Source organism: Kitasatospora sp. NPDC004615 (assembly GCF_042873545.1).
Lineage (GTDB): Bacteria > Actinomycetota > Actinomycetes > Streptomycetales > Streptomycetaceae > Kitasatospora.
In genome coordinates, this window is sequence record NZ_JBIALQ010000009.1 from 111708 (window position 1) to 126992 (window position 15285).

Consider the following 15285-nt stretch of genomic DNA (forward strand, 5'->3'; position numbering starts at 1 on the left):
ATCTTGACGCGGGGACCCTACCGGCGGCGCGGCCGGGCTGTCAGCCGAGATACGCGGGGGCGACGGCGGAGCGCACCAGGACGGCGGGGGCGCCGGTGCCGTCGGCGGGGACGGTCCACAGGTCGGAGCCGTAGTCGCCGGGGAGCGAGTACATCAGCGTGTGCCCGTCGGACCAGAGTGCCTGGTCGTCGATGTTGCGCTGCTCGACGGTCGCGGTCTCGGTCATGGTGGCGAGGTCGAGCACGTACAGCCGCCAGGGCGCGGCCGGGTCGGCGCCGGCCACCCGCTTCTTGTAGGCGACCCGGGTGCCGTCCGGGGAGAGTGACGGGCATTCGACGTTCTGGTGCAGGGTGGTCAGGGTGCGGGCGGCGAGGTCGCCCTGGACCAGGTAGGTCTGGCCACCGGTGGCGACCGTCGCGTAGAAGCGGTTGTCGTCGGTGGCGAAGGTGACGCCCCAGACGTTGAGGTCGGACGCCTGGACGGGGTGGCCGTCCTTCAGTACCTGGAAGGTCTCCAGGTTGTCGTAGAACTGCCAGTTGCGGGTGTCGACGATCGCGGTGCGGGTGGAGAAGTCGGTGCCCGCGTAGGAGTCGCCGCTGACGAACACCGTCCAGCCGGCCAGGTGTCCGGACGGGGAGACCCGGGCGCGGGTGGGGATGCCGGGCGCGGGGAAGCGCTTGATCTCGTGCAACGAGGCGTCCAGCACGGACGCGTGGTAGGTGTCGTCGAGCGCGCCGTGTTCGGCCTGCAGGCAGATGCCGGTGCCGGCGGCGGCGTGGAAGCGCAGGCATTTCACACCGGACGCGGTGCGGGCGCCGTCCGGGTGGTCGGCGGGCACGGCGGCGACCTCGTCGCGGTGCGGGCCCCAGGCCAGGTTGCGCAGCAGCAGTTGACGGCCCGCCGACTCCAGCGTCACCGCCCCCTCGCGCACTGGTGGCCCGCCGGCCTGCTCCTGGTTGCGCCGGTCCGCCCGGCCGGCGGCGTACCGGACGGCGAACGTCCCGATGCCGGCGAGCAGCACCACGGCGGCCACCAGCACCACCAGCTTCCGCCGCAACTGGGCGTCCCCGACCGGGGGTTCGGGCGCCTCGGAGTCCGGGTCGACGGCAACGGGAGCGGTCATGCGAGGTGCCCTCCGGACGGGGGTTCGGGAACGGCGGTCGGACGGAGCAGGCGGGTGGCGGCAACGGCCGCGACGGCGAGGGCCAGGGCGGTGCCGGTGAGGGCGGCGCGCGGGCCCCACAGCGTCCAGGCGGCGCCGAAGGCAAGCGAGCAGACGAAGCGGGCGAGCGCCTGGCCGGTGCCGACCAGGGCCTGCCCGGCGCCCTGCTGCCCGTCGGGGACGGTCGCGGCGGTGGCGGCGGCGAGCACCCCGTCGGTGGCGGCGTAGAAGGTGCCGTGCAGCAGCAGGACCAGCACGGCGGCGCTCGCGCCGCGCAGCGGGGAGAGCACCACGCCGTACCCGGCGAGCAGCACGGCGTGGCCGGCCAGGAACAGGGTGCGGCGGCCGATCCGGTCGGCGATCATGCCGAGCGGGACGGCGAGGGTGAGGAAGACGGCGGCGGTGCCGAGCGGCAGCAGCGGGAACAGGTGGGCGGGCAGGCCGAGTCGGCGTTGCAGCAGCAGGTACAGGAAGGAGTCGCTGACGGTGGTGAGGCCGAGCAGTACGGCGGCCAGGGTGAGCCGGCGCAGCGCGGGGCGTCGCAGCAGCGCGAGCGCGTCCCGCAGGGTGGGGCGCGCCCCCGACTCGACAACAGCAGTGGTGGCCCGTCCCGGCACGAACAGCACCAGCAGCAGCACGCCGAGCACCGCGACGCAGCCGGAGACGGTGAACACCGCGCTGTAGCCGGCGCGTTCGGCCCGGTCGTCGGCGATCCGCAGCACCGCGAAGGCGAGCAGCGGGCCGAGCAGTGCGCCGGTGGTGTCCATCGCGCGGTGCACGCCGAACGCCCGGCCGCGGTGCTCGGGCGCGGTGGCCAGCGAGATCATCGCGTCCCGGGGTGCGGTGCGCAGCCCCTTGCCGGTGCGGTCGATGGCGAGGACGCCGCCGATCAGCGGCACGGTGTGGACGAGCAGCAGCAGTGGCTTGCACAGCGCGGACAGGCCGTAGCCGATCCCGGCGACGAGCTTGTGGCCGCGCGGGCTGCGGTCGGCGAGGTGGCCGCCGAGCAGCCGGACCAGCGCGCCGACGCCGTTGTTGATGCCGTCGAGCAGGCCGAAGCCGAGCGGGGACAGGCCGAGCGCGGCGACCACGTACAGCGGCAGGACGGCGCTGACCATCTCGGAGGAGACGTCGGTGACCAGGCTGACCGCGCCGAGCGCGAGCACGGTGCCGGGGACGGCGGCGCGCCGCCCCGGGCGGGTGCCCGGGGCGGCGGCCGTCTTGGTGGAGCGGGCGTCCGCGAGGTACATCCGGCGTCAGTTCCAGATGCCGGTGATGTCGGAGGCGGAGGCGGCGTTGCCCGCGTGGGCGCTCAGGCCGGCCAGGTCCTCCAGGGTGCGCAGCACGTTGTAGTGGTTGTAGGTGGTGGCGCTGGTGGAGCCGGGGATGACGTGCTGGCCGTAGACCACGGTGGGGATGCGGTTGCCGGACAGGCTGTTGTCCTCGTCGAAGGTGACCACCAGCAGGCTGTTGTGGGTCTGCGCCCAGGTGGCGTACGCGCTGAGGTTGTTCTTGATCCAGGTGTCGCCGGTGGAGACCGAGCAGTCGTGCATGTCGCTGCACAAGTTCGGCACCACGAAGGAGACCTTCGGCAGCGTGGTGTAGTCGGTGGGGAACTGGGCGAACGTGTAGGCGGTGTTGGTCGGCACGTTGGAGAAGCCGAACCACGGGTTGTGCTTCTGCGCGTACTTGCCGCTGGAGCAGACCGTGGAGCCCTGGCTGGGCAGGGTCTCGTTGTAGGAGCCCCAGCTCTTTCCGGCGGCGATCAGCTCGGAGGCCAGGTTGGGCGCGGTCATCGAGCCGACCTTGACGCAACTGTCGTCGGTGCGGCCCTGGTTGGAGCCGGAGAACAGCATGTAGTAGTTCGGCTCGGACGGGTGGGTCAGGCCGTAGGACTGGGTGAGGTTGGCGCCGCCGGCCACCAGCGTGCCGTTCAGGTACGGGGCGCTGGAGCTGCCGATCACCTGGCTGTAGGCGTGGTTCTCCATCACCACCACGATGACGTGGTCGGGCGCGGGCAGCGCGGCGGCCTGCGCGGTGGATCCGGTGGCGGCCCACAGGCCGAGCGAGGCGGCGGCCAGGGCGACGGTGCTTCCGATCGCGGTCAGGCGGCGCTTGGTGCGGCGGCTGAGCGGTGCGGCAGTCATGGCGAGGTCCCTCCGGGGCAAGGAACGTGCGGGACAGGGCTGTTGGAGCACGCTTGGTGGAACACGCGTTGGAGCTCGGAGCTCGGAGCTCGGAGCTCGGAGCTTGGAGCTTGGAGCGCCGGAAACGCTAGGGGTGAGCGGTGACCGGCACGCCTTTTGACAGGTTAAGAACAAGCGAACGCTTGGTCGGCCCACAAGCCCGCACGGGCACTTTTCGGCCAGCGGAGAAGCGGCGCGGCTCACACCTGTCCCGATTGACCCGCCTCGGACCGACATGGTGGGATCTTTCCGGCCCGGCGCGCACGACCGGCGCGGTGAACAAGCAGGTGAACGAGCAGGTGAACGAGCAACGGGAGGGCCGGGCGTGACAGCCACTCCCCGTGTCGTACTCGGGCTCGGGCTGCGCCGCGGCACCCCCGCCGCCGAACTGCTCCGCACCGCCGACGCGGCGCTCGCCGCCTGCGGCCTCGACCGCTCTGCCGTCGCCCTGGTCGCCACCTTGGAGAGCAAGCTCGCCGAGCCCGGACTGTGCGCCGCCGCAAGGGAGTTGGACGTCCCCGTGGTCGGCCACCCGGCCGCCGCGCTGGCCGCCGTCCCGGTGACCGGCTCCGCCCGGGTGGCCGCCGCGGTCGGCACCCCGAGCGTCGCGGAGGCCGCCGCGCTGACCTCGGCCGGGCCCGGCGGCCGCCTGCTCGCGCCGCGCACCGCGACCGCGACCGCCACCGCGGCCCTCGCCGTACCCGCCCAGGAGGCCACCAGGTGAACACCGAGCCCGATCTGCGCCATCACGGCGACGCCGAAGTCCGCTCCGCCGGCCTGGTCGACCTCGCGGTGAACGTCCGCACCGGCACCCCGCCGCCCTGGCTGCGCGCGCACCTCGCCGCCACCCTCGACACCCTGGCCGCCTACCCGGACGGCACCGCGGCCCGCTCCGCCGTCGCCGCCCGGCACGGCCGCCCCGTCGCCGAGGTGCTGCTCACTTCCGGCGCGGCAGAGGCGTTCGTGCTGCTCGCCCGGGTGCTGCGGCCGCGCCACGCGGTGGTGGTGCACCCGCAGTTCACCGAACCGGAGGCGGCGCTGCGGGACGCCGGGCACACCGTCCACCGCGTCCTCCTCACGCCGAAGCAGGGCTTCCGCCTGCTGCCCGGGGCCGTTCCCGAGGACGCCGACCTGGTGGTGATCGGCAACCCCACCAACCCCACCTCCATCCTGCACCCGGCCACCGACCTGGCCGAACTCGCCCGGCCCGGGCGGACCCTGGTGCTCGACGAGGCGTTCATGGACACCGACCCGGGCGAGACCCAGACCCTCGCCGGGGCCCGCGGCCTGCCCGGCCGGGTGGTGGTGCTGCGCAGCCTCACCAAGACCTGGGGCCTGGCCGGCCTGCGAATCGGCTACCTGCTCGCCCCCGCCGACCTGGTCACGGAACTCGCCGCCGCCCAGCCGCTGTGGCCGGTCTCCACGCCCGCGCTCGCCGCCGCCGAACTCTGCTCCGCCCCCGCCGCCCTCGCCGAGGCCGACGCCGCCGCCCGCGCCACCGCCCTGGACCGCGAGCACCTGCTGAAGGGCCTCGCCGCACTCCCGGACGTCCGGGTGCACGGCGACCCCGCCGCCTCCTTCGTCCTCATCCAGCTCCCGGACGCCGCCGCCGTCCGCGACCGCCTGCGCACCGCCGGCTTCGCCGTCCGCCGCGGCGACACCTTCCCCGGCCTCGGCCCCGACTGGCTGCGCCTGGCCGTCCGCGACCGGGACACCACCGACCGCTTCCTCACCGCCCTGGCGGCCGCGATCTCCCGCTGACGGTCAGTGCACCTCCACCCGGTCGCCGACCTCCACGGTGCCCGGGGTGAGCACCTGCGCGTACACCCCCAGGCACGGCAACGGGCCCATGCCGGGCAGCGGTTCGACCCGGTTCAGCCGGGCCGGGCGACGCAGCGCCTCCGGGTCGGCGGGCAGCTCGCCGTGCGCGAGGGTCGGGACGGCGCAGCGCGGGCTGGCGGCGATCAGCCGCAGCCGCAGGTCCGGGCCGACGGTGAGCTCGCGGCCGACCCAGGCGTTCTCGTCGAACGGCTCCCCGTCCGTCTCCAGGACCAGATTGGGCCGGTAACGGACCGCCGGCGTGCCCGCCAGGCTGGCGGTGGTGATCAGGTGCAGCGGCGCGAAGTCGAAGAAGCTGCCGGGGGCGGCGGCCTTGCCGAAGTCCTGGACGGTGTACTCCACTTCGGCCTCGATACCGTCCGCCAGCACCTGCTCGGGCACCGAGCGCAGCAGCACGGAGCCGGCCGGCCGCTCGGTGATCAGCCGGACGGGGCGGCCCAGCAGCGCGCTGATCCCGGCCTCGTCCAGCTCGCCGCCGTCGGGGCCGGTGATCCGTACCCCGTCGTCCTTGGTCTCGGCACTCATCGTCAGCAACTGCCGCCAGGCACGCGGCTGTTTGGCGCTGGCGATCCGGCCGGTGGTGACGTCCAGCAGGGCGCGGCGGCGGTCGCCCTCGATGCCGCGTTCGTCGATCCGGGCCCGGACGATCTCCTCGCCGAGCATCGACTTCACGGGGTGGCGGTACAGCGCGGCGACCTTCAACGGGTGATCTCCTCGGCCCAGTCGGTGAGTTGTACGAAGTCCTCGGGCCGCAGCCCGTACCGGTGATCGATCTTCAGGGTGAGGGCCGGCCCGGGATGACGGTCGGCGATCCACGCCGCGTCCTGTGGCTCGATCTCGTCGTCCACCCAGGCGAACGGCCGCCCCGCCGCCCAGGCCACCAACTGCCGGGTCTTCCAGTGCAAGCCGTCCGGATCGCCGCGGTGCATCGACTCCCAGTCGACGTACGGCAGTTGCGGCAGCCCGAGCAGCGGCGACAGGTGCTCGTTCGCCTCCGCCCGCCACGTGGTCGCCCACACCAGGCGGTACGGCAGCGCCAACAGGGACGGGCCGTGGCCGGGATGCAACCACACCCGCAGCGGCTTCGGATTGCGCACGCCCATCTCGCGCTGCCGCTGCCGCCAGGACTGCGACTCCACCCGGTGCGTCAGGTACCCCTCGGGCCGCCGGTACGGACTCCCGACGTACGGCGCGATCGGTCCGTCGACGTCCAGCATCAACAAGGGACGGTCCGTCATGCGTTCCTCCTCGGCGGCCGATGCCGGATTCTCCCCCACCCGCACACCCTCCGGCCAGCGCTTTTGCCCTTGGGGCGGCACGGCCCGGCGACCTTCAGCGGCCGAGCTCCCCGGCCCAGGCGGTGAGTCGGGCGAAGTGCTCGGGCCGCAGCCCGGACCGGTGGTCGATCTTCATCGTCAGTGCCTCGCCGGGGTGATTGGCGGCGATCCACTCGGTGTCCTGGGGTCCGATCTCGTCATCGACCCAGACGAAAGGCCGCTGGTCGGCCCAGCAGACCAGTTGCCGGGTCTTCCAGTGCAGGCCGTCGGGGTCCTTGTGGTGCATCGACTCCCAGCTCACGTAGGGCAGTTGCGGCAGGCCGAGGAGCGGCGCCAGGTGCTCGTCCGCCTCCGCCTGCCAGGCGGTGGCCCACACCAGGTCGTACGGCAGGGCGAGCAGGGACGGACCGTGGGCGGGGTTCAGCCAGACCCGCAAGGGCTTCGGGTCGGTCACGCCCTTGTCGAGCTGCCGCTGCCGCCAGGTCTGCGACGGCACCCGGTGCGTCCGGTAGCCCCAGGGGCGGAAGAAGCGGTCGAACGGGGCGATCGGCCCGTCGACATCCAGCATCAGCAGCGGACGGTCTGTCATGTGCTCCCCCTCGGTCGGCCCGTGCCGGATTCTCTCCCGCACCCGGGCCGTCCGACCACCGCTTCGGACCAAGAGGGCCGGGTCCCAGGGCACCCGCAGTCAGGAATGCTGCTCCGCCTGCCAGTTGCGGGCGGCGGCGATGCGGCGGGTGGCGCTGGGGTGGGTGGCGAGGAGGAGTTCCAGGGCGCGTGGCGGGTTGGGGTCGGAGACGTTGGCGACCGCGAGGCGGCGTTGCATGGCGATGAACTGCTCGGTGTCGCCGGTGAGTTCAAGGGCGTGGCGGTCGGCGCGGGTCTCGATCCGGCGGCTGACCGCGCACTGGGCGGGGAGGCTGAGCGCGCCGAGCAGGGCGGCGAGGGCCGCGAACAGGGGCAGCGAACGCGGGTCCTGCGGGGTGGCGGCGCCCGCCGCGTCCAGCAGGGGCTGCCAGGCCAGCAGCGCGGCCAGCACCGGCACCACGACGGCCGCGCCGAGCGCACCGAGCACGGTGCCGGTGGCGACGTCGCGGTGCTTGACGTGGCCGAGTTCATGCGCGGCGACGAGTTCGACCTCGCGTGCCTCGGCGGTCTCCAGCAGGGTGTCGTAGACCACGATCCGCCGGGTCGGGCCGAAGCCGGACACGTACGCGTTCAGCGCGGTGGTGCGGCGGGACGCGTCGGCGACCAGCACGTCGCGCACCGCGATGGCGTCGCGGTGGGCCAACTCCAGCAGAGCGGTGCGCAGTTCGCCGTCCGGCATCGGGGAGAAACGGTTGAACAGCGGCTCGAACACCAGCGGGTGCAGGAACGACATCGCCACCGTCAGCAGCGCCGCGGCCAGCGCGCCCGGTACCCACCAGCCCGTCGGCGAGTGCCCGATCAGCGCGTACAGGCCGAGCGCAAGCGGCAGGAACAGTGCCAGCGTCACCGCCGTCCCGCGCGCCGCGTCCACCGCCCAGCCCTTCCAGCCCTGGGTGACCAGGCCGAAACCGGCGCGGGCGGTACGGACCTTGGCCGAGAACGGCAGCGTCACGGCCCGTCCGAGCAGCACCAGCGCGGCGCTCCCGCCGAGCACCTCGGCCGCCCAGCTGCCACCGAACCAGCCGCCGACCGCCGTCACCAGCCCCGCCCCGGCCGCCGTGAACCCGAGCACGGCCGACAGCGCCAGCGAGGCGAGCTGCCCGCCGAGCGCCCACGGCAGCTGCGCCCGCCGCAACGCCCGGCCGCGAGCCACCTCCTGCGGGGTGAAGTCACCGGACGGAACGGGGGTCGGTGTGTCGGCCATGCCCCCAGCGTAGTGACCGGGCGCGCCGTCGGACCCCTGCGCCCGGCGCCTGCCACCCGCCGAGCGGCCCGGCCGACCGTCAGGCCGCCGGCGCCGCCAGCGCCGCCAGCGCCGCCGCGAGCCACCCGAACACGGGCGTCAGCGGCGGCGGCACCGGCCAACCGTTGATCCGGGCGAGCAGCTCCCAGTAGCGCTCGACCCGGGGGTCGCCCGCCACCTCCAGCCTGGTAAGCAGCCAGGTCCGCAGCGCGGCGTCGTCCGGCCGTTCGAAAACCTCCGCGTAGCGGGCCGTCAGCCCGGCCACCACCCGCGCGGCCTGCGCCGAGCCCGGTTCGACGCCGGACTCCAGCGCCGCGCCGACCGCCTCCCGGACGTGCTCGGTCAGCTCGTGGTGCAGCCCGGTGGTGTCGCCGGCGGCGCGTTCCGTGGCCTGGTAGGCGGCCATCCGCCGCAGCGAGGCGCGGAACTCCTCGTCCCGGGTCAGTTCGGCGAGCTCCACCCACGCGGTCACCTGCGCGGCGCTGGGTTCTTCCGGCAGCTCAGGCACCGCCGTCCGGAGCAGTTCCACCAGTTCGGGGTTGGCGTCCACCGCGCCGAACGTGTCGTCGACGAACTCCTCGATCATGCGGCGGCGTTCCTCGTCGGGCAGCCTCGCCAGTCGGTGCATCAACGCGATCTCCTCTCCTTCGCTTCCCTGTTCGGCGACCGCGCGGAGCACGGCCCGGCGCAGTCGCAGGGCGCGGATCTGCACGTCCAGGGCGTCGGCGTGGGCCCGCGCCACCTCGCCGACCGTGGTCTCCCGGTCCAGCACCCGGCGGATCGTGCCCAGGTCGAGCCCCAACTCGCGCAGTGTGCGGACCAGTTCGAGCCTCGCCACGGCCCGCGCCCCGTACCGCCGGTACCCGGCCGCGCTGCGGTCGGTGGACGGCACCAGCCCGATGTCCGAGTAGAACCTGATGGTCTTCACCGTCAGCCCGCACCGCCGCGCCAGTGCCCCGATCGTCACGAGCTCCTCGCCGTCCATGACCCCAACTCTGCGGTCTCCCCCCACAGGAGACTCAAGCCGAATATCCCGTCGGCCGGAACGGGCGGTCCGGCCTACGATGGCCCGATGGTGGGCGAAGAGAGTCTGCGGACTGCACTGGACTTCCGTCGCGGGTTCGCCCGCCGGCAGGCCGACGAAGTAACCGAACTGCCGGGCGGGTTCGCGGTGTTGAGCGAGCGATACCGGTACTCGCACGAGCACAACCAGCTGATCCTGGACGCCCCGCCGAGCGGGGTGGACGCGGCGGGCCTGGCCGAGGAGGTGCTCGGGCACCTGGAGCACCGGCGGATCGCGGTGTTCGACGACGCGTCCGCGCAGGCGCTGGCCCCGGGCCTGGTCGCGGCGGGGTACCGGCACGAGGTCGAGCTGGTGATGGTCCACCAGGGCCCGGTGCCCGCTCCCGGCGGCGCCGAACAGGTCGAACTGGCGGAGCTGGCGCCGATGCTGGAGCGCCAGTGGCGCTGCTGGCTGCCGTCGGCCCCGGACGATTCGATCGCGCAGCTGGTGTCGCGGCGCACGGCCCGCGAGGCCGGCGCGGAGCGGGTGCTGACCCTGGCCGCGCAGGACGAGGACGGCGAGTTCGGCTCCTGGGCGGACCTGTACCAGGACGCGGCGGGCACCGCGCAGGTCGAGGATCTGGCGACGGCGGAGCACCATCAGCGCCGCGGCCTCGCGGACCGGGTGCTGACCACCGCCCTGCACCTGGCCGCCGAGCAGGCCCCAGACGGCCTGCGCTTCCTGGTCGCGGACGCCGAGGACTGGCCGCAGGCGTGGTACGCCCGGCGCGGATTCGTGCCGGTGGGCCGCACCCACGGCTTCGTCAAGATGTGACCGAAAAACACGACGGCGCCCGCCGAACCCCCGAGCAAGGGTTCAGCGGGCGCCGTTGCGTGACGCGTGGCGGATCAGACCTGGCCGGCCTTCTCCAGGGCCTCGCAGCAGGTGTTGATCATCAGGCGGGTGACCACGTACGGGTCGACGTTCGCGTTCGGGCGGCGGTCCTCGATGTAGCCCTTCTGCTCCACCTCGACCTGCCACGGGATGCGGACCGACGCGCCGCGGTCGGAGACGCCGTACGAGTAGACGTTCCACGGGGCGGTCTCGTGCTTGCCGGTCAGGCGGGACTGGATGTCGTCACCGTACTGGTTGACGTGCTCCAGCACCTTCTCCTGGGAGGCGCCGAGCGACTCGCAGGCGGTGATGATGGCGTCGTAGCCCTCGCGCATCGCCTTGGTGGAGAAGTTGGTGTGCGCACCCGCGCCGTTCCAGTCGCCACGGGCCGGCTTGGCGTCCAGGGTGGCGTCGATGCCGAACTCCTCGGCGGTGCGGTAGAGCAGGTAGCGGGCGATCCACATGTCGTCGGAGACGGTCAGCGCGTCGACCGGGCCGATCTGGAACTCCCACTGGCCGGGCATGACCTCGGCGTTGATGCCGCAGATCGCCAGGCCGGCGTCGATGCAGCGGTCGAGGTGCAGCTCGACGATCTCGCGGCCGAAGACCTCCTCGGCACCCACGCCGCAGTAGTAGCCGCCCTGCGGGGCCGGGTAACCGCCCTCGGGGAAGCCGAGCGGGCGGGAGCCCTTGAAGAAGGTGTACTCCTGCTCGATGCCGAAGATCGACTCCTGGGCGGCGTACTTCTCGGCGACCTCGCGCAGCAGGGCGCGGTTGTTGGAGGCGTGGGCGGTGCCGTTGGTCTCCAGCACCTCGCACAGCACCAGGATGTTGTCGCCGCCGCGGATCGGGTCCGGGACGACGCGCACCGGGTCGAGCACGCGGTCCGAGGCGTGGCCCTCGGCCTGGTTGGTGGAGGAGCCGTCGAAGCCCCAGGTGGGGATCTTGTCCGCGTTCGGCAGGACCCGAGTCTTGGAGCGCAGCTTCGCAGTCGGCTTGGTGCCGTCGATCCAGATGTACTCGGCCTTGATTGCCATCGCGGTGAACCTCACTGCTCGGGTGGTGGGTGCCTGCGTAGCCTCGCAAGCCGCCGTTTCCCGGTTGTTCCTCCTATGTAACGCCCATGTGAACCAACGGACCGCAGCGGTGTGCTCACCCTCCGAGAGGCGCCGGAGCGTGAGCACACCGCCGGGGTTCAGCGCTGGCGGGCGTGCGCGGCGCGCTTGCGGCGGGTCATCCAGACCGCGGCCCCGCCGGCGACCAGCAGGGTGACGCCGGCGGCGGCCATCGCGGTGGTGCCGGTCGAGCCGGTGTACGCCAGCTCCTCACCGGCCTCCTTCGGCGCCGTACGGTTCTGCGCGGTCCCGGCCGCGGAGCCGGACGGGCTCGGCGCGCCGGAGGTGGCGGCGGCGGGCGTGACGGCCGCCACCGGCTTCTCGCAGGACACCCCGGCGACCGTGACCTTGCCGTCCACCTTGGCGACGTTCAGGTTCAGCGGGTTGATCGACACCTGCACCTCCAGCGCGGAGGCGGCGGCGGTGCTGCTGGTGACGGTCTTCTTGGAGAACTCGACGTCCACCGAACCGATCGCCGGAACGTCCACGTGGGTGGGCGAGTTGAGGCCCACCGTCACCGACTTCCCGAGCACCGTCAGCTTCACCGGGGCGGTCACCTTGGCGGTCGGCTGGCCGTCCACCGGGCAGGTCACCTCGGCGCTCATCGCGTCCAGCCCGAGCAGCGTGGTCAGCGGCAGACCGGGGACGTGCACGTCCGCGCCGACCAGCTGCACCGAGGCGGTGGCCAGCTTGTCGTCCACCTTGGTCACGGACTTGCCGACCTGGGCCTTCACCAGGTTCACCGGCTTTCCGTTGTCCACGCCGTCGACCGCGGCGGTGAGCATCGCCCCGTCCCGCTGGGCCGGCGACTCCACCTTGTTCAGGGCCACCTCGACCGGCACCTTCACCGCGTTCAACAGCTCGACGTTCAGGGCGAGTTCGGCCGTCACGGCACTCGCCTTCCCGGGCTTGGCCGGCGTACTGCCGTCGGCCGCGTAGGCCGGCAGCGGCAACGCGAGCGCGAGCGCGGACACGGCCAGGGTGGACACGGCAACCGTGCGCAGAACAGACATGACAGGAACCCCCACACATGGTGAACGGCAGAGCGCACCCGCGACCTCACCCGGCACACCGGCACGGGGAGGGGGCTCGCGCTCTCGACTGCCGCCAGTCTTCTCGAACCGTGCGTCACCCCAGCAACACGGAGCGTCAGTTCACTCCTTCGAGTGAGGTTGACGATCCGGACTGACCGTTTCCGGAGAGATTCCGGCACGCATCGGAGCCTTCCCAGCGGGGCGGGTCGCAGGGCAGAGTGACCAACCATGACGGTGGGAATCATCATCTTGGCGGTACCGCTGGGCTGTTGGCTGCTCGCGGCACCGAAGGGGTGGGTCAGGCCGGTGATCGCGGCAGTGCTCGCGGCGGCGACGCTGACAGCAGCGGCCGGAATGCTGAACTGGCTTCCCCAGCAGGTGCGTTGGACGGGCCTGGTGGGCGCCGGGTGCGTCCTGGCCGTGGTGCCGCTGGTGGGTCTGGCCCTGGTGTGGCCCGTGCACAAGGGCGAGAGCGGCGACCGCCGGGGGTTCGCGGCCGCGCTGATGGTGGGCTGCGCGCTGCTGATGGGGGCGGCGAGCTGGCTGTTCGGCTCGTTCCTGCACGACAACGGGCGTCCCGCCGAGATCCCGGCCGCCTCGGAGCTGGCCCCGCTGCCCGCCGGGCTCCTGATCACCTCCGAGCGCTCCGGCTGCGGCAGCGGATCCGCGGACTTCTGCGAGCACGGCCTGGACGTGGGCGGCACCTCCGGCCAGAACGCCGGCCAGGTCCTCGACCAGGTCCGCGGCCACCTGACGGCCTCCGGCTGGCCGCTCGCCACCGACAGCCGCGGCGGCTGGTCGGCCTGCCGGACCCACGGCTCGCTGCTCGACGCCTACCAGGTGTGCGTCTTCGTGGCCGGCACCGACACCGGCGCCACCGTCACCCTCGGCACCACCTCCAAGTGGTGACCCGCCACCCCTCAACCGTCCCAGCGCCGCAGCCGCAGCAGGCCGAGCGCCAGCGCGGGACGGGTGGCGGAGACGTGGTTGGCGATGCCCGCCTTGACGGCGATCAGGCCCACGCTGCGGGTGACCACGTCGTGGATCTCCCGGGCGATCCGCAGCCGCTCCTCGCGCCCGGCCCGCGCCCCGGCCTGCTCGATGGTCCGGCGCATGCCCTCGGCACCACCGACAACTGGTGACCCGTCAGCCGTCCCAGCGCCGCAGCCGCAGCAGGCCGAGGGCCAGCGCCGCGACCGTCCAGGCCAGCAGCACCAGCAGGCCCCGGAGCTGGTCGTGGGAGCCGACCGTGAGCAGTTCCGCCCCGGCCCGGTCCGGCAGGTAGCGGGCGAGCTCCCTGGTCGCGCCGAGCAGCGACAGCAGGTGCGAGCCGGCCAGCACCATGGGCAGCAGGACGACCAGCGGCACGACGGCATTGCGCGCCGCCGCGGCGAGGCCGGCCGCGAACAGGCTCATCAGCACCAGGTAGCCGACCGCGCCGACCAGCGCGGCGGGGACGCCGTCGGCGCCCGGGCCCGCACCGTGCGGGCCGAGCGCGTACTGGGTGACCAGGTACCCGGCCACCGTCACGGGGGCGCCGACCGCGAGGGCCGCCAGGGCCGTCGCGACGGTCTTCGCCAGGTAGAGCCGGCCCCGGTCGGGCACCGCCAGCAGCGAGGTCCGCAGCATGCCCGAGCCGTACTCGCCGGCCACCGCCAGCACCGCGAAGACGATCAGGGCGAGCTGCCCGTACCCGATGCCGTCCAGGCCGGTCTGCTCCGGGGTGAAGTCGGCGCGCAGCAGCGGGCTGTGCGACTCCAGCGCGGAGCGGGCGGAGGCGCCGTCGAGGGCGCCGATCGCCAGGCTGACGGGGGCGAACAGGAGCAGGGAGAGGAAGGTGCCGCGCACCCTGCGCAGCTTGACGAGTTCGCCCCGCAGGGCGGCCAGGGTCTCAGGCACGGGCGGTGTTCCTCTCGGCGAGCAGGGCGAGGAAGGTTTCCTCCAACGAGTCGGTCCGGGTGGCCAGTTCGTCGAGCGGCAGGCCGCGGGCGGCGGCCAGTCGGCCGATCTCGGCCGCGGGCAACCCGGTGACCTGAAGGCTGCTGTCCGCAGCGCATTGCACGGTGGCGCCGGCCCGCTGCAACTCGGCTGCCAGAAGCGCCGGTTCGGGGGTTCGGACCTGAACGTGGGCGCGGGCGTGCCGGGCCAGGAACTCCTCCAGCGTGGCGTCCGCGACCAGTCGGCCGCGATCGACCACGACCAGCCGGTCCGCGACCATCGACATCTCCGCCATCAGGTGGCTGGACACGAACACGGTGCGCCCCTCGGCGGCCATCGTCCGCAGCAACTCCCGCAGCCAGCGGATGCCTTCCGCGTCGAGGCCGTTGACCGGCTCGTCCAGCACCAGCACCGGCGGGTCGCCGAGCAGCGCCGCGGCCAGCCCCAGGCGCTGGGACATGCCGAGGGACAGTGCTCCGACCCGCTTGCCGGCCGCCGCGCCGAGGCCCGTCAGGTCGAGCATCCGGCCGACCCGTTCGGGCGCGATGCCGTTGCTCCGGGCCAGCCAGCGCAGGTGGTCGCGGGCGGTGAGGCCGCGGTGCGCGCCGCCGCCCTCCAGCAGGGCGCCCACCTGCCGTGCTGGGAAGGGCAGTTGACGGTAGGGCAGGCCGTTGATCAGGGCGCTGCCGCCGTCCGGGCGGGTCAGGCCGAGGATCATTCGCATGGTGGTGGTCTTCCCGGCGCCGTTCGGGCCGAGGAACCCGGTCACGGCACCGGGCCGGGCGGCGAAGGTCAGCCCCTCCAGGGCGGTGTGCGGGCCGTACCGCTTGGTCAGGTCGTTGACGTCGATCACGCCGTCCAGTCTCGGCGGGCCACGCCGGCGCCACATCGGGCCACGGTCCGGTCCCGCCCGCGCCGGGCCGCCGCCCGAACCCCTACCTGGGGA

17 protein-coding genes are annotated in these 15285 nt (G+C 73.4%); 4 read left to right on the plus strand and 13 right to left on the minus strand.

Going from position 1 to position 15285, the window contains the following annotated elements; all coding sequences use genetic code 11:
- Positions 1-40: 40 nt before the first annotated feature.
- Genes ACFYS8_RS28640 through ACFYS8_RS28650 form a run of 3 tightly spaced genes read right to left on the minus strand, consistent with a single transcriptional unit; the run spans position 41 to position 3309 of the window.
- On the minus strand, positions 41-1123 hold the full coding sequence (locus ACFYS8_RS28640; RefSeq protein ID WP_387646232.1) for a TolB family protein: 1083 nt from the start codon (positions 1121-1123) through the stop codon (positions 41-43).
- On the minus strand, positions 1120-2412 hold the full coding sequence (locus ACFYS8_RS28645; RefSeq protein ID WP_387646235.1) for an MFS transporter: 1293 nt from the start codon (positions 2410-2412) through the stop codon (positions 1120-1122). Before ACFYS8_RS28645 ends, ACFYS8_RS28640 begins: the two co-directional genes overlap by 4 nt.
- Before the next feature lie 6 nt (positions 2413-2418).
- Entirely contained in the window at positions 2419-3309 is an 891-nt protein-coding gene (locus ACFYS8_RS28650) for an alkaline phosphatase family protein (RefSeq protein ID WP_387646238.1), read from the minus strand.
- 364 nt (positions 3310-3673) lie between these two features.
- On the opposite strand from ACFYS8_RS28650, the gene ACFYS8_RS28655 reads away from it, so the two are divergent.
- Both ACFYS8_RS28655 and cobC read left to right on the plus strand, forming a co-directional pair.
- A complete protein-coding gene (locus ACFYS8_RS28655; RefSeq protein WP_387646241.1) occupies positions 3674-4072 on the plus strand; it encodes a cobalamin biosynthesis protein in 399 nt (132 codons plus the stop codon).
- On the plus strand, positions 4069-5109 hold the full coding sequence (gene cobC, locus ACFYS8_RS28660) for an Rv2231c family pyridoxal phosphate-dependent protein CobC (protein WP_387646244.1): 1041 nt from the start codon (positions 4069-4071) through the stop codon (positions 5107-5109). Before ACFYS8_RS28655 ends, cobC begins: the two co-directional genes overlap by 4 nt.
- Positions 5110-5112: 3 nt before the next feature.
- Here cobC and ACFYS8_RS28665 read toward each other — a convergent pair whose 3' ends face one another.
- The 5 genes from ACFYS8_RS28665 to ACFYS8_RS28685 form a co-directional block, all read right to left on the minus strand.
- On the minus strand, positions 5113-5889 hold the full coding sequence (locus ACFYS8_RS28665) for an MOSC domain-containing protein (protein WP_387646246.1): 777 nt from the start codon (positions 5887-5889) through the stop codon (positions 5113-5115).
- Positions 5886-6425, minus strand: coding sequence for a hypothetical protein (locus ACFYS8_RS28670; RefSeq protein WP_387646251.1), 540 nt, complete (start codon positions 6423-6425; stop codon positions 5886-5888). The genes ACFYS8_RS28665 and ACFYS8_RS28670 overlap by 4 nt, the downstream gene beginning before the upstream one ends.
- A 94-nt stretch (positions 6426-6519) precedes the next feature.
- Positions 6520-7053, minus strand: a complete 534-nt coding sequence (locus ACFYS8_RS28675) for a hypothetical protein (protein ID WP_387646253.1) — start codon at positions 7051-7053, stop codon at positions 6520-6522.
- A gap of 99 nt (positions 7054-7152) precedes the next feature.
- Positions 7153-8316 carry a M48 family metallopeptidase gene (locus ACFYS8_RS28680; RefSeq protein ID WP_387646256.1) on the minus strand — a complete coding sequence of 388 codons (1164 nt, stop codon included), beginning with the start codon at positions 8314-8316 and terminating at the stop codon, positions 7153-7155.
- Between the two features lie 79 nt (positions 8317-8395).
- The gene (locus ACFYS8_RS28685; protein ID WP_387646257.1) at positions 8396-9340 is read right to left on the minus strand and encodes a MerR family transcriptional regulator; all 945 of its coding nucleotides are present in this window, start codon (positions 9338-9340) and stop codon (positions 8396-8398) included.
- 87 nt (positions 9341-9427) lie between these two features.
- Here ACFYS8_RS28685 and ACFYS8_RS28690 point away from each other — a divergent pair, with 87 nt between their 5' ends.
- On the plus strand, positions 9428-10192 hold the full coding sequence (locus tag ACFYS8_RS28690; RefSeq protein WP_387646260.1) for a GNAT family N-acetyltransferase: 765 nt from the start codon (positions 9428-9430) through the stop codon (positions 10190-10192).
- Positions 10193-10266: 74 nt separating this feature from the next.
- Here the strand turns inward: ACFYS8_RS28690 and glnII are convergent, their stop codons facing one another.
- Both glnII and ACFYS8_RS28700 read right to left on the minus strand, forming a co-directional pair.
- Positions 10267-11289 carry a glutamine synthetase GlnII gene (gene glnII, locus ACFYS8_RS28695; RefSeq protein ID WP_387646263.1) on the minus strand — a complete coding sequence of 341 codons (1023 nt, stop codon included), beginning with the start codon at positions 11287-11289 and terminating at the stop codon, positions 10267-10269.
- Between the two features lie 158 nt (positions 11290-11447).
- Positions 11448-12380, minus strand: coding sequence for an SCO1860 family LAETG-anchored protein (locus tag ACFYS8_RS28700; RefSeq protein ID WP_387646265.1), 933 nt, complete (start codon positions 12378-12380; stop codon positions 11448-11450).
- 249 nt (positions 12381-12629) lie between these two features.
- Between ACFYS8_RS28700 and ACFYS8_RS28705 the strand changes: the two genes are divergently transcribed.
- A complete protein-coding gene (locus tag ACFYS8_RS28705) occupies positions 12630-13310 on the plus strand; it encodes a hypothetical protein (RefSeq protein WP_387646267.1) in 681 nt (226 codons plus the stop codon).
- A gap of 11 nt (positions 13311-13321) precedes the next feature.
- Here ACFYS8_RS28705 and ACFYS8_RS28710 read toward each other — a convergent pair whose 3' ends face one another.
- Genes ACFYS8_RS28710 through ACFYS8_RS28720 form a run of 3 tightly spaced genes read right to left on the minus strand, consistent with a single transcriptional unit; the run spans position 13322 to position 15192 of the window.
- On the minus strand, positions 13322-13516 hold the full coding sequence (locus tag ACFYS8_RS28710; protein ID WP_387646270.1) for a histidine kinase: 195 nt from the start codon (positions 13514-13516) through the stop codon (positions 13322-13324).
- A gap of 31 nt (positions 13517-13547) precedes the next feature.
- A complete protein-coding gene (locus ACFYS8_RS28715) occupies positions 13548-14300 on the minus strand; it encodes an ABC transporter permease (protein WP_387646272.1) in 753 nt (250 codons plus the stop codon).
- Positions 14293-15192, minus strand: coding sequence for an ABC transporter ATP-binding protein (locus ACFYS8_RS28720; protein WP_387646275.1), 900 nt, complete (start codon positions 15190-15192; stop codon positions 14293-14295). The genes ACFYS8_RS28715 and ACFYS8_RS28720 overlap by 8 nt, the downstream gene beginning before the upstream one ends.
- Between the last annotated feature and the right edge of the window lie 93 nt (positions 15193-15285).

Excerpts from the sequence above, each read along its gene's own strand:
- ACFYS8_RS28640 (WP_387646232.1), bottom strand. The coding sequence starts at position 1,123 with ATGACCGCTCCCGTTGCCGTCGACCCGGACTCCGAGGCGCCCGAACCC.
- ACFYS8_RS28645 (WP_387646235.1), bottom strand. The coding sequence starts at position 2,412 with ATGTACCTCGCGGACGCCCGCTCCACCAAGACGGCCGCCGCCCCGGGC.
- ACFYS8_RS28650 (WP_387646238.1), bottom strand. The coding sequence starts at position 3,309 with ATGACTGCCGCACCGCTCAGCCGCCGCACCAAGCGCCGCCTGACCGCG.
- ACFYS8_RS28670 (WP_387646251.1), bottom strand. The coding sequence starts at position 6,425 with ATGACGGACCGTCCCTTGTTGATGCTGGACGTCGACGGACCGATCGCG.
- ACFYS8_RS28675 (WP_387646253.1), bottom strand. The coding sequence starts at position 7,053 with ATGACAGACCGTCCGCTGCTGATGCTGGATGTCGACGGGCCGATCGCC.
- ACFYS8_RS28680 (WP_387646256.1), bottom strand. The coding sequence starts at position 8,316 with ATGGCCGACACACCGACCCCCGTTCCGTCCGGTGACTTCACCCCGCAG.
- ACFYS8_RS28685 (WP_387646257.1), bottom strand. The coding sequence starts at position 9,340 with ATGGACGGCGAGGAGCTCGTGACGATCGGGGCACTGGCGCGGCGGTGC.
- ACFYS8_RS28690 (WP_387646260.1), top strand. The coding sequence starts at position 9,428 with ATGGTGGGCGAAGAGAGTCTGCGGACTGCACTGGACTTCCGTCGCGGG.
- glnII (WP_387646263.1), bottom strand. The coding sequence starts at position 11,289 with ATGGCAATCAAGGCCGAGTACATCTGGATCGACGGCACCAAGCCGACT.
- ACFYS8_RS28700 (WP_387646265.1), bottom strand. The coding sequence starts at position 12,380 with ATGTCTGTTCTGCGCACGGTTGCCGTGTCCACCCTGGCCGTGTCCGCG.
- ACFYS8_RS28705 (WP_387646267.1), top strand. The coding sequence starts at position 12,630 with ATGACGGTGGGAATCATCATCTTGGCGGTACCGCTGGGCTGTTGGCTG.
- ACFYS8_RS28710 (WP_387646270.1), bottom strand. The coding sequence starts at position 13,516 with ATGCGCCGGACCATCGAGCAGGCCGGGGCGCGGGCCGGGCGCGAGGAG.